This is a genomic window from Bradyrhizobium sp. S3.3.6 (assembly GCF_040546905.1).
Classification (GTDB): domain Bacteria; phylum Pseudomonadota; class Alphaproteobacteria; order Rhizobiales; family Xanthobacteraceae; genus Bradyrhizobium; species Bradyrhizobium cytisi.
Genome location: NZ_JBEPOT010000002.1, coordinates 487,774 through 500,710 on the forward strand (window position 1 = coordinate 487,774; position 12,937 = coordinate 500,710).

8 protein-coding genes are annotated in these 12,937 nt (G+C 63.0%); 6 read left to right on the top strand and 2 right to left on the bottom strand.

Going from position 1 to position 12,937, the window contains the following annotated elements; genetic code table 11:
- Positions 1-69: 69 nt before the first annotated feature.
- The gene (locus tag ABID59_RS06925) at positions 70-1,269 is read right to left on the bottom strand and encodes a M24 family metallopeptidase (RefSeq protein WP_354082872.1); all 1,200 of its coding nucleotides are present in this window, start codon (positions 1,267-1,269) and stop codon (positions 70-72) included.
- Between the two features lie 268 nt (positions 1,270-1,537).
- Here ABID59_RS06925 and ABID59_RS06930 point away from each other — a divergent pair, with 268 nt between their 5' ends.
- The 6 genes from ABID59_RS06930 (at position 1,538) to ABID59_RS06955 (ending at position 11,847) form a co-directional block, all read left to right on the top strand.
- Positions 1,538-3,046, top strand: coding sequence for a glucan biosynthesis protein G (locus ABID59_RS06930; RefSeq protein WP_502916782.1), 1,509 nt, complete (start codon positions 1,538-1,540; stop codon positions 3,044-3,046).
- Positions 3,034-5,154, top strand: a complete 2,121-nt coding sequence (mdoH, locus tag ABID59_RS06935) for a glucans biosynthesis glucosyltransferase MdoH (protein WP_354082873.1) — start codon at positions 3,034-3,036, stop codon at positions 5,152-5,154. The genes ABID59_RS06930 and mdoH overlap by 13 nt, the downstream gene beginning before the upstream one ends.
- Positions 5,155-5,601: 447 nt before the next feature.
- Positions 5,602-6,633 (top strand): TRAP transporter substrate-binding protein, encoded by a 1,032-nt coding sequence (locus tag ABID59_RS06940; RefSeq protein WP_354034534.1) that lies wholly within the window; start codon positions 5,602-5,604, stop codon positions 6,631-6,633.
- 15 nt (positions 6,634-6,648) lie between these two features.
- Positions 6,649-8,538, top strand: coding sequence for a TRAP transporter large permease (locus tag ABID59_RS06945; RefSeq protein ID WP_354082874.1), 1,890 nt, complete (start codon positions 6,649-6,651; stop codon positions 8,536-8,538).
- 22 nt (positions 8,539-8,560) lie between these two features.
- A complete protein-coding gene (locus tag ABID59_RS06950) occupies positions 8,561-10,204 on the top strand; it encodes an acyl-CoA synthetase (protein WP_354082875.1) in 1,644 nt (547 codons plus the stop codon).
- Between the two features lie 242 nt (positions 10,205-10,446).
- Entirely contained in the window at positions 10,447-11,847 is a 1,401-nt protein-coding gene (locus tag ABID59_RS06955) for an autotransporter outer membrane beta-barrel domain-containing protein (RefSeq protein ID WP_354082876.1), read from the top strand.
- An 81-nt stretch (positions 11,848-11,928) separates the two neighbouring features.
- Here the strand turns inward: ABID59_RS06955 and ABID59_RS06960 are convergent, their stop codons facing one another.
- Positions 11,929-12,906 (bottom strand): TRAP transporter substrate-binding protein, encoded by a 978-nt coding sequence (locus ABID59_RS06960; protein ID WP_354082877.1) that lies wholly within the window; start codon positions 12,904-12,906, stop codon positions 11,929-11,931.
- Positions 12,907-12,937 lie beyond the last annotated feature (31 nt).

Genomic DNA, 12,937 nt, shown 5'->3' on the forward strand with positions numbered 1-12,937 from the left:
CTCCGGTGGTATGAGGAAGGCACGGTCGCCCGCCACACTTCACAAGAAGAAGTCGAGCTGAGAAATTCGTCAGCGCGGTAGGCTGCCCCCGAGATTCCACCCGCGGCCACCCTCGCCGAAAATCTGGTACCCCGTCGCCGTCACCACGATCGTGTCCTCGAGCTTGATGAAGCCGCGCTTCGGATGCTTCATCGTGGTCTCGATCGACACCACCATGCCGGGCTCGAGCGGCAGCCGGGCATCGGTGTCGTCATAGGGCACCGGACCCGTGGCTGTCAGGTGAGGGGCCTCGTGGCTGACGAGGCCCATGCCGTGGGCCAGGAAATCGGTGCAGCCGCGCTGGCTGATTCGGGCGAGCTGCCGCTCGGCCGCGACGTAGATATCGCCGCCCATGGTGCCCGGCTGGACCGCGGCGAAGGCCGCGCGCTGCACCGCCTCGATCTCGGCGAGATAGTCCTTCAGCTCCGTGTCGGGCTCGCCGAGCACGGCCATGCGCGCGAGATCGCCGATATAGCCGTGATAATTGCCGCCGGAGTCGAGCGACAGCACATCGCCTTGCTCCCAGCGCTGCGACGACGGCGCCCGGTTGTGGCTGCTGCCGCAGGCGAGCAGGCAGTATTCGAAGGTCAGCCCGCGGTTGGCTTCGGCGACGCGCAACGCGTCCGACAATTGCTGCTTGGTGGTGCCCGGCCCGTGCTTGCCAATCACCTCCAGCATCGATGCGATCACGAGCTCCGAGGCTGTCTTGAGCTGCCTCAGCTCATCCGCCGACTTCACCGCCCGCAGCCGCTCCAGCACCAGCAGCGCGTCCTTGAGCTCGGCGCCGGGCAGGGCGTCGGCCAGCGCCTTCCCTGCGTCCATCGGCAGGAACGCCATCTCGACGCCGACCCGCTTCAGCGGCACGCCGGCATCCCGGATCAGCGCCACGGCGCGCGTGATCGCGTCGACCGAGCCGTTGGACTCCGTGCGGACCTGCGGCACCCAGGGCGGCGCGACGGCGCGCTGATGGGTCTCCAGCCGGTGGCCGATATAGACAGCCTTGTCAGGCGCGCCCTTGGGATAAACCAGCACCGGCAGATAGCGGCTGACGCCCATGGCATCCATATAGTCGAAGAAGATCGCGCGCTCGGCGCCAAGCAGGTACTGCACATTGTGCTTGGAGGTCGCGATCAGGACGTCGAGCCCTGCGGCCTCCATGAGAAGGTCGAGCTTGGCGGCATCGAATGGAATGGCGCGCGAGCTGCCGGCGCGGGCGACGTTCTCCTGCATGACGAACCTCCGTTTCTCGTTGTCGGCCGGTTTGAACGGCCTGTTCTCCCTACGAGGTATTGATTGTAGGTCGAAGGCAAGGGTTTGGGCATCGTGAATTCAGCCGGCCTGGCGAGATCCCAACGCATTCCGGCTTTGGACCGGCGAACGTGCACTCAGGCGACATTTGACCTTGATCGCCGCCCGCGCGCCGATTCGGCGGCGTCGGTGGAACTTGAACACGTCGAGACGGTTGCCTTGGCGGTCCGGAACCGAACGGGAAGAACAATTGAACCGCCGCCACTTCTTGGAAGCCTCGGCATTGATGCCATTGGCGACATCTCTACCGGGTGCATTCTCTGCGGCATTGGCGGAGGAGGTCCCGTTCGGGACCTCCTATGTGCGCGAGCTAGCCCGCAATATGGCGAGTAAGCCGTTTGAGGCACCGGAGGAAAAGCTCCCGGACGGAATCAAGGATCTCGACTACGATCAGTATCGGTCAATTCGCTTCCTGCCGGAGCGGGCGCTTTGGCGCAGCGAGAAACTGCCCTTCGAGATCCAGTTTTTCCACCGCGGTTTTTTCTACAAGAACAAGGTCGACTTCTACGAGGTCTCTGGTGGACGAGCCGCGCCGATCCGGTACCGGCGCGACGATTTTGCGTTCGGCGACAAGATCGGCCCGGTGCCGGATGTCGATCTCGGATTTGCCGGCTTTCGCATTCACGCCCCGATCAACCGGGCCGACTACCATGATGAGGTTTGCGTTTTTCTCGGCGCCAGCTACTTCCGCGCCGTTGCCAAAGGCGAGACCTATGGGCTGTCCGCGCGCGGTCTTGCGATCGACACCGGCGAAGCCAAGGGAGAGGAGTTTCCCTTCTTCAAGGCCTTCTGGCTGGAGAAGCCCGCATCCGGTGCCACATCCATCGTGGTTCACGCACTGCTCGACAGCAAGAGCGCAACCGCAAGCTACCGATTCACGATCAGGCCTGGTGCAAGCACGGTCTTTGACGTCGAGATGGCGCTCTATCCGCGGGTCGAACTGCAACATGCTGGACTTGCGCCGACGACGAGCATGTTCTTTTTCGGTCCGAACGATCGGCAGAATGTCGATGACTTCCGCCCCGCGGTGCACGACTCCGATGGCCTTGCGATATTCAACGGAAAGGGCGAGCAGCTCTGGCGTCCACTCAACAATCCTCGCGACCTGCAGGCCGGCACGTTCAATGATCTCAACCCTCGCGGCTTCGGCCTGATGCAGCGAGAGAAGAACTTTTTTGCTTACGAGGACATCGAATCGCGCTTTGAGCGTCGGCCAAGCCTCTGGGTCGAACCGATAGGAGATTGGGGCGAGGGCAGCGTGGTCCTTTTCGAGATCCCGACCAAGGAGGAAATTCACGACAACATCGCTGCGTTCTGGCGTCCGAAAGCGGCCATTCCCGCCAAAAGCGAGAACAATTACACTTATCGGCTGCACTGGGGTCCCGATGCGCCGAAACCGAATTCGCTGGCCCGATTTACCCGCACCGGCGTTGGCACGCGGGGCGAGGGCAGCAAGCTGTTCGTGCTCGAACTTGCCGGCGACAGGCTGAAAGAGGTCGATCCTGACAGGGTGAAGGGCGCCGTCAGCGCGGACAAATCCGAGATCAGCAATGTCGTCACACAGCCAAATCCAGAAACCGGCGGCTGGCGCCTGAGTTTTCAGTGCATCGTCAAGAATGCACCCATCGAGTTGAGGGCGGTCTTGATGCAGGGCGATCAACCAATATCCGAAGTATGGATTTATCGATGGGCGCCCTGACGACTTCGCCTGCGCTCGGGTCTGACCTGAGCGTTCGGTATCTCCCGGATGAAACGCCTCTCCCGATGCCGCCATGTCGATTGGACGGGAGCACCGACGCAAAGCTGGCGCGACAGCGGGCCAGCGGAGCGGTTGCAGCGCGGCGCCTGTTCATTTTTGGCGGAACGATCGCGATTACCGCTGGGGGCGCCTTTGAGATGTACGATGTTCTCAAAGTTGGCGGCGTCACGGTACTCGAAGGGATTGTGCTTGCGCTATTCCTCGTGTTGCTCGCCTGGATCGCGTTTTCATTCATGTCTTCACTGGCGGGCTTCTTTGTGCTGCTGCGACGTCGACAGGATGTGCTGCCAATCGACAGCCACGGTCCGTTGCCGGCGATCACCGGCCGAACGGCCATGCTGTTGCCGACTTATAACGAGGATCCCCATCATCTCACGGCCCGGCTCCGCGCCATGCACGAGTCGATCGGCGAGACCGGACATGCCGCGTTGTTCGATTGGTTTCTTCTCAGTGACACGACGGACCCGGACATCTGGATCAGTGAGGAGCTTGCATTTGTGGAACTGCAGCGGAGCTGTGGTTCCGGCCGTCTCTACTATCGGCACCGGTCCGACAACACCGCTCGGAAGTCCGGCAACATCGCCGAATGGGTGAGGCGCTTCGGCGGCGCTTACGACTGCATGATCATTCTCGACGCGGACAGCCTGATGAGCGGAGATACCATCGTTCGGCTGGTGCACGCGATGGAGGCAAACCCACAAGCCGCACTGATTCAGACGCTTCCCATCGTCGTAAATGCGCGCACCCTGTTTAGCCGGCTTCAGCAGTTCTCCAGCCGTCTGTACGGCCCGTTGATCGCTGCCGGAAACGCCTGGTGGCACGTCTCCGAGGGCAACTATTGGGGACACAATGCCATCATCCGGACAAAGGCTTTCGCGCAGGAGGCGGGCTTACCCGAACTGCGCGGGAGGAAGCCGTTCGGTGGGCACATCCTTAGTCACGATTTTGTCGAAGCGGCACTGATGCGACGGGCCGGGTGGGGGATCTTCATGGCCCCCGCTCTGGGCGGCAGCTTCGAGGAGGTGCCGCCGTCATTGCTGGATTTTGCCGCAAGAGACCGCCGCTGGTGTCAGGGCAATCTCCAGCATCTCGCCGTTCTGCCGGCCCGCGGTTTGCACTGGATATCCAGGCTTCACCTGTTGACCGGGATCGGCTCTTACCTGACCGCTCCGCTGTGGCTGCTGTTTCTATTGCTCGGAATTCTCATCTCTCTGCAGGCCTATTTCGTCAAGCCAGAATACTTTCCCAAAGGTTTTGCGTTGTTTCCGACGTGGCCCGCACAAGATCCCGTGCTTGCCGCCTGGGTCTTTGCCGCGACCATGGGGCTCCTCATTCTGCCGAAGCTATTGGCATATCTTGTTCTGCTCACGAAGCGTGCGGAACGGCAGGCCTTTGGTGGCGGATTTCGTGTCCTGGCAGCGGTCATCGCCGAGAGCCTGCTTGCAGCCCTGATCGCTCCGTCCATGATGATCTTTCAATCGACTGCCGTGGCGGAGATCCTGCTCGGGCGTGATGCCGGCTGGCAGGTGCAACGGCGAGGCGACGGCGGGATCAGGCGCGAGGAGGTCTATCGCAAATTCGCCGTCCCGAGTTTGTGCGGGATGGCGATGGCGGCAAGTGCCTACGCCGTTTCGCTGCCGCTGCTCCTCTGGATGTCGCCGGTGATCATTGGCCTCGCTCTTGCCATTCCGATCGGACTCGTCACGTCGGCACCAATGAGAATGGCGCGCCTGTTTGCGACGCCGGAGGATAATCTCTCGCCGACAGTGCTGAAGCGGGCGAGCGAGCTTGCCTGCTTGCCCCGGATCGAGATTCCCGGAGCCCTGTTGGCGCTCTGGCAAAACCGTGGGCTGTTGAGAGCGCATATGGAGTCACTGGAGCCGCCGCCGCGCAAATCGCGATGGATCGACGTGGACCTTGCGATTGCCCGCGCCAAGATTGAGCAGAGCGACAGTTTCGAAGAGGTCGTAGCCAGCCTCAGCGCGCGGGAGAGATTTGCCGTGCTGAAGCACCGGGTCGCCCTTGAGCAGGTCATGAAACTGCAGTGAGCCGCTGCGCGGCGCGCCATTTTGCGGTTCAAGTCAGCCGGTGCCTGGAGGTTCAGCCTTTTGCCGGGGCGGGCGCGACTTCACTTGACATCCACTTGGGCATTTACAGGCAGCTTGGCTTGGTTATCCCGTAATTCGCATAAGGTATATTATGGAATATATTTATATCGAATTAGATCAATTATTTAGGCGAAATTCCTGCCACTACACCTTCGCTTCCAGCCGATTCTCCGGTCGACCACCAACCATCGTCCCGGCTCTTGACGGCTACTGTGCATGGGGTTGTTTTTCGGTTTTTGAATCCGGCCCATCTGCCCAAAGCCGATATTGCCGCGACCTTGTCCGGCTGCAATAAGCGAGCTTCGCGAGATCGCAGATGACTGCCGACCAGACGTCTGTATAGGTTTGCGTCTCACAACAAGAACAAACTTCCGAGGAAGCAGACCCATGGTCTTTTCAACGCGTTTTTCCCGCCGCACGCTTCTCAAGGCCTCCGCCGCGACCGCCGTCTTTGGCGGCGTCGGCGCGCCTTATGTGGCCCGTGCCCAGGCCGCCGAGTTCTCCTACAAATATGCCAATAACCTGCCGGACACCCATCCGCTGAACGTGCGCGCCAAGGAGATGGCGGCCGCGATCAAGAGCGAGACCAATGGCAAGTTCGACCTCCAGATCTTTCCGAACAACCAGCTCGGGTCCGACACCGACATGCTGAGCCAGATCCGTTCCGGCGGCGTCGAGTTCTTCACGTTGTCCGGCCTGATCCTGGCAACGCTGGTGCCGGCGGCATCGATCAACGGCATCGGCTTCGCATTCCCGGACTACGACACGGTCTGGAAGGCCATGGACGGCGACCTCGGCGGCTATGTCCGCGGCGAGATCAAGAAAGCCGGCCTCGAGGTCATGGACAAGATCTGGGACAACGGCTTCCGCCAGACAACGTCGTCGAGCAAGCCGATCACGGGCCCGGACGATCTCAAGGGCTTCAAGATTCGCGTGCCGGTGTCGCCGCTATGGACCTCGATGTTCAAGGCGTTCGATGCCGCGCCCGCCTCGATCAATTTCAGCGAGGTCTATTCGGCGCTCCAGACTAAGATCGTCGAGGGCCAGGAGAACCCGCTGGCCATCATCTCGACCGCAAAGCTCTATGAGGTGCAGAAGTTCTGCTCGCTGACCAACCATATGTGGGACGGCTTCTGGTTCCTGGCCAACCGCCGCGCGTGGGAAAAGCTGCCGGCGGACGTGCGCACCGTCGTCGCCAAGAACATCAATGCCGCCGCCGTCAACGAGCGTGTGGACACGGCCAAGCTGAACGCCAATCTCCAGCAGGAGCTCGCGGCTAAGGGCCTGACCTTCAACCAGCCCACGGTCGCGCCGTTCCGCGACAAGCTGCGCGCCGCCGGCTTCTATGCCGAGTGGAAAGGCAAATACGGCGAGCAGCCCTGGGAGCTCCTGGAAAAGGCCGTCGGCAAGCTGTCGTAACCCATCCAGGCCGTCATGGCTCATATCGAGGTTAAGGTGACCGAAGTGGTGGGCGAGGTGGCTGTGCAGTCCCCTCGCCGACCTTCGTTGCTGGCTTCGCTGGAGCGCATCCTCGGCCTCATCGTCGAAATCCCGGCAGCCGTCCTGGTGGTCGCCGAGATCGTGATCCTGTTTGCCGGCGTGGTGGCGCGCTACGGTCTCCACCGCCCACTGATCTGGTCCGACGAGCTCGCCTCGATCCTGTTCCTGTGGCTGGCTATGCTGGGCGCGGCGGTGGCGTTCCGCCGCTCCGAGCACATGCGCATGACAGCGATCGTCGCGAGCGCCAGGCCGGCGATGCGGGCCTATCTCGACCTCGTCGCGACCTGTGCCGCACTTGCGTTCCTGGCGCTGATCGTCTGGCCGTCCTACGACTACGCCTACGAAGAGAGCTACATCACCACGCCGGCGCTCCAGATCTCGAACATGTGGCGCGCCGCTGCGCTCCCGGTCGGGATCTGCCTGATGGCGGCGTTTGCCTTGCTGCGGCTGCTGCGCGCGGCGGACTACCGGACGGTCGTGGCCGCCGTGCTGTCGGTCGTCATCGTGATCGGCCTGTTCTGGCTGGCGCAGCCTTATCTGCGGCCGCTCGGCAATCTCAACCTTGTCATCTTTTTCGTCGGCGTCGCCGGCTTCTGTGTCTTTGCCGGCGTTCCCATTGCGTTCGGCTTTGGGCTGGCGATCTTCGGCTATCTGGCGCTGACCACGCGTACGCCGGTCATGGTGCTGGTCGGGCGGATGGACGAGGGCATGAGCCACCTCATCCTGCTCTCGGTGCCGCTGTTCGTGTTCCTGGGGCTGCTGATCGAGATGACCGGCATGGCGCGGGCCATGGTGGCGTTCCTGGCGAGCCTGCTCGGCCATGTCCGCGGCGGGCTGCACTACGTGCTGGTAGGCGCCATGTATCTGGTCTCAGGCATTTCCGGCGCCAAGGCCGCCGACATGGCCGCGGTCGCGCCCGTGCTGTTCCCGGAGATGAAGCAGCGCGGCGCCAAGCCCGGCGATCTCGTAGCGCTCCTTGCGGCAACTGGCGCCCAAACCGAGACCATCCCACCGAGCCTCGTGCTGATCACGATCGGCTCGGTCACCGGCGTCTCCATCGCGGCGCTGTTCACCGGCGGCCTCCTGCCCGGCGTGGTGCTTGCGGTCACGCTCTGCATGCTGGTGTGGTGGCGCTACCGTCACGAGGATATGAGTCATGTCCGCCGCGCCACGGGCAGCGAGATCGGCAAGACCTTCGTCATCGCCCTGCCCGCGCTCGCACTGCCCTTCGTGATCCGCTACGCCGTGGTCGAAGGCATCGCCACCGCCACCGAAGTCTCCACCATCGGCATCGTCTATGGCGCCCTCGTCGGCCTCCTCGTCTACCGCCGCTTCGACTGGCGGCGGCTGTTTCCGATGCTGGTCGAGACCGCGGCGCTGTCGGGTGCGATCCTCCTGATCATCGGCACGGCCACCGGCATGGCCTGGGGTCTGACCCAGTCCGGGTTCTCGCGCTCGCTGGCATCAGCCATGACGGGATTGCCCGGGGGACCGGCGGCCTTCATCGCCGTCTCGATCCTGGCCTTCACCATCCTCGGCAGCGTGCTGGAGGGAATCCCGGCGATCGTGCTGTTCGGGCCGCTGTTGTTTCCGATTGCGCGTGCCGTCGGGGTGCACGAGGTCCACTACGCGATGGTGATCATTCTCGCCATGGGCATCGGATTATTCGCCCCGCCCTTCGGCGTCGGCTATTATGCCGCCTGCGCCATCGGACGCGTCGATCCGGCCGAGGGCATCAGGCCGATCTGGGGTTATCTGCTGGCGCTGCTGGTGGGATTGATCATCGTCGCGGTCTTCCCGTGGATTTCGATCGGATTCCTGTAAGGCGGTGTGAAGGAGGGTGTCGATGCGTGAGAGCCAGTACAATATCGGCCTGGACAAGACCCCTGCCAACTATGTGCCGCTGAGCCCGCTGAGCTTCCTCGCGCGCAGCGCCGCCGTCTATCCCGATCACGTCAGCACCGTCTACGAAGGCCGCAGCTTCACGTGGGCCCAGACTTACGAGCGCTGCAAGCGCTTTGCCTCTTATCTTGCCGGCAAGGGCATTGGCGTTGGCGACACCGTCGCGGCGATGCTGCCGAACATCCCGGCGATGAACGAGGCGCATTTCGCGGTGCCCATGACGGGCGCCGTGCTCAATGCGCTCAACATCCGTCTCGACGCGCCCTCGATCGCGTTTCAGCTCGACCATGGCGGCGCCAAGATCATTCTGGTCGATCCCGAGTTTTCGAGCGTGATCACCGATGCGCTGGCGCAGATGAGCGGGCCAAAGCCATTCGTGATCGACGTCGACGATGCCGTCTTCAAGGGCGGCAAGCGCATCGGCGAGATCGAATATGAAGCGGCGGTTGCGCAAGGCGATCCCGGCTTCACGGCGATTCCGCCCGAGGACGAATGGGACGCGATCGCGCTGAGCTATACCTCCGGTACGACAGGCAATCCAAAGGGCGTCGTCACGCATCATCGCGGCGCGTATCTCAACGCCGTCAGCAACATCCTCGCAGGCCAACTCGGCCAGCATCCGGTCTATCTCTGGACGCTGCCGATGTTCCATTGCAACGGCTGGTGCTTCCCCTGGACCATCGCGGCGGCCGCCGGCATCAATGTCTGCCTGCGCAAGGTCGAGCCGAGCAAGATCTTCGATCTGATCAAAGCCCACGGCGTCACCCACATGTGCGGCGCGCCGATCGTCTACAACACGCTGATCAATGCGCCCGACGCACCCAAAGGCAACGCCGCCCGCCGCGTCGTCGGCCTGATCGCAGGCGCCGCGCCGCCAGTCGCGGTGCTGGAGGGTGCGGAAAACATCGGCATCAAGCTCACGCACGTCTATGGCCTGACCGAGGTCTACGGCCCCGCCTCCGTCTGCGCCGAGCAGCCCGGCTGGGATGAGCTTCCAGCGCCCGAACGGGCGCGCATGAAGCGGCGGCAGGGTGTGCCCTACCCGCTCGAGGAAGGCGTCACGGTCATCAATCCGCAGACCATGCAGGAGGTGCCGCGTGACGGCGAGACCATCGGCGAGGTCATGTTCCGCGGCAATATCGTGATGAAGGGCTACCTCAAGAACGAGAAGGCGACGAAGGAAGCCTTCGAGGGCGGCTGGTTTCATACCGGCGATCTTGGCGTGCTCGACGAGCACGGCTACGTCATCATCAAGGACCGCTCCAAGGACATCATCATCTCCGGCGGCGAGAACATCTCGTCGGTCGAGGTCGAGGACATCCTCTACAAGCACCCTGCCGTGCTGTTCGCCGCCGTGGTCGCAAAGCCCGATCCGAAATGGGGTGAAGTGCCCTGCGCCTTCGTCGAATTGAAGGACGGTGCGAGCGCGAGCGAGGCCGACATCATCGCCTTCTGCCGTTCGCATATGAGCGGCTTCAAGACGCCGAAGGCCGTCGTGTTCGGACCGATCCCGAAGACGTCGACGGGCAAGATCCAGAAATTCCTGCTGCGCAACGAGGTCGGCTCGGCCAAGGCGATTACAGCCTGAGTGCGTTCCGGTTTCAGACACATGTAGAAACATGGGCCGTAACGGTCGCGCGTCGTCCCGAAACGATTGTGAATGTTCGACGACATCAGGACATCACAGGAAAAGATTGGAAAACATTAGAGACGCATTTACGTTTCGCTCCCGTCGGATTCGCTGTTTCCACCTGATTCGCCGCGCAGGCAGCGCGGCCGGCAACCGGCGCGGTTGGGGCGCTTCATGCGGTTGGTGTCGTGAGCACAGACGTGCGTGCGCGTCTGGCGCTGCTGCTATTGACGGCCGGATTGCTGCTGCCGCGCGCGGCGGATGCCCAGGTCATGCGTGAGTACGGCGCTTTCGCAGGCTCCGAGAATTTTGGCTATCCCGGTCCGAACGCATCTGGCGGCGGCTTCGGCAATTTCGGCGGCGGCAATAATTTTGCTGGCATGGGTGGCCCGATGCTCGGCCCCCCGCCGCAGGCCTCGGCTCTTGGCGGCGTGCCCTACGGCAATGGAAATGGTGGCGGCGCCGGGATGCAGCCGAACTATGGCTGGAACGCCGAGCCTCCAGGTCTCGCCACCGCAGGCAGGTTTGGCATGCAGCGGGGGTTTGGCGGTGGCTCCGCTGCTGCTTCGTCGCAGACCGAGATGGCGCAAGCCACGTTCCTGGCGATGGCGCAATTCACGCAGGCCCTGCTGGATCCAGCCATCGACGGGCGTGGCATCGGTCGACCCGAATTCGACTCGGAACTTTCGGCCTATGCCGATCCCGGTAATGACCGCACACATGGCGGCATCGGGCGGGAAGCCTATGAGGCGATCTACGGCAAACCATCGCTCGCGGCTCCGCACTGGAGCATCTGGGCCTCAGGTATCGGTGGCTCGCAGATGTCGACTGGCGGCAACGGCTCGGTCAGCCGGAGCTTTGCCACGGCGGTTGGCGCCGACTACTCGCTCTCGCCGCAGACGCGGGTGGGTTTTGCGCTCGCCGGCGGCGGCACCGGCTTTGCCAGCAATCTGTCCAGCGGCCGCTCCGACCTGTTCCAGGCCGGCACCTTCGTCAGGCACACGATCGGCGCGGCCTATGTCGCGACCGCGCTGGCCTATGGCTGGCAGGCCATCACCAGCGATCATCAGGTGACGCCGCCCCGCAGCGACCAGCTCTCCCCGGCCGTCAACGCCAACGCTTATTCCGGCCGTATCGAAGGCGGCTACCGCTTTGCGACGCCTTGGCTCGGCATCACGCCTTACGCGGCCGGCCAGATCACCATGTTTCGCCTGGCCACCAACCCCGGCCAGCCGGCTTACGCGGCCGACCCATCCGCGACGACCTCCGGCAGCAACAGCTTCACCGACAGCCGCAGCGAGCTCGGCCTGCGCGCCGGCACGTCGTTCCTGCTGGCTGGGGGCCTCCTCGACTTGCGTGGACGTCTTGCCTGGGCACATGATTTCAGCGCGACGCAATCGATGCCGGCGGTGCTCCAGGCCGTATCCCCTCAAGGCTTCGTCATCGGCAGCACCGCGATTGCGCCGAACTCGGCGCTGACGGGCGTATCGCTCGAGCTGCGAGCGCTCAACGGATGGTCGGCCGCAGCAAATGTCGACAGCGAGCTATCGAGCCTTGTACGCTCCTATACCGGCAAGGCTGTCCTGCGTTACACTTGGTGATATCGCCATTTTGTCGATGGAAGCGAACGTGCAGGAGACTTCCGCCCGCTCGCACGCGGCGGACGAAAGCCCTACCCGTCCTCACATCTTCCTGTAGGCGTCGATCAATGCCTGGCCGTCAGCGCCTGTTTTCTTGAGCCAGTCGGCGGTGAGCTGCTCGCCGATCTTCTGGAAACCGGCCTTCAACGCCGGGCTGGGCGGCTCAACGATCATGCCCTTGGCTTTGAGCTGATCGATGTACCAATTGGCCTTGTCCTCCCAAGCCTTCCAGCCGCGTGTTTCCGCAGCGGCGGCGGCCTTGAGGATGGCGTCCTGCGTCGGCTTGTCGAGCGCCTCGAACGCAGCCTTGTTGACGAAGGTGTAGTCCTTCGGAATCCAGGCCTGCACGTCATAGAAATACTTAAGGGACTCCCAGGCTTTGGAATCGTAACCCGTGCCGCCAGACGACATGAAGGAATTCACCACGCCGGTCGCAAGCGCTTGTGGAAGCTCGGCCGCCTGGATCGTGACCGACTGCGCGCCGACCAGCTCGCCGATGCGCGCCGTTCCGACATTGTAGGCGCGCCATTTCAGTCCCTTCATATCCTCGATCGTGGCGAGCGGCTTGTTGACATAGACGCCTTGCGGCGCCCACGGCACGGCGAAGAGCAGCTTGATGCCCTGCGCATCGAGTTTCTTCGCGATTGCCGGCTTCGAGGCCTGATACAGCTTCACCGACTCCGCGAAACTGGTCGCGAGAAACGGCACGACGTCGATCCCGAAGACGGGATCCTCGTTTTCGTGGATTGAAAGCAGCAGCTCACCCATTTGCGCCTGCCCGGTCACGACCGCGCGCTTGATGTCGGGTGCCTTGAACAGCGAAGCGTTCGGATGAACGGTGATCAGGAGCTTTCCCGACGTGGCTGCTTCGACGTCCTTGGCAAAGGCAACCAGATTTTCCGAGTGCGGATTGTCCGACGGGTATGCTGCCGGCAGATTCCATTTCGTCTGGGCAAAGGCCGGCCCAGCGGCCAACACGGCGCCTGCAATCAGGCCTGCGCGGAGCAAATGAAGCGTCATCGTACTTCTCCTCACGGTCACTTTAGAATGC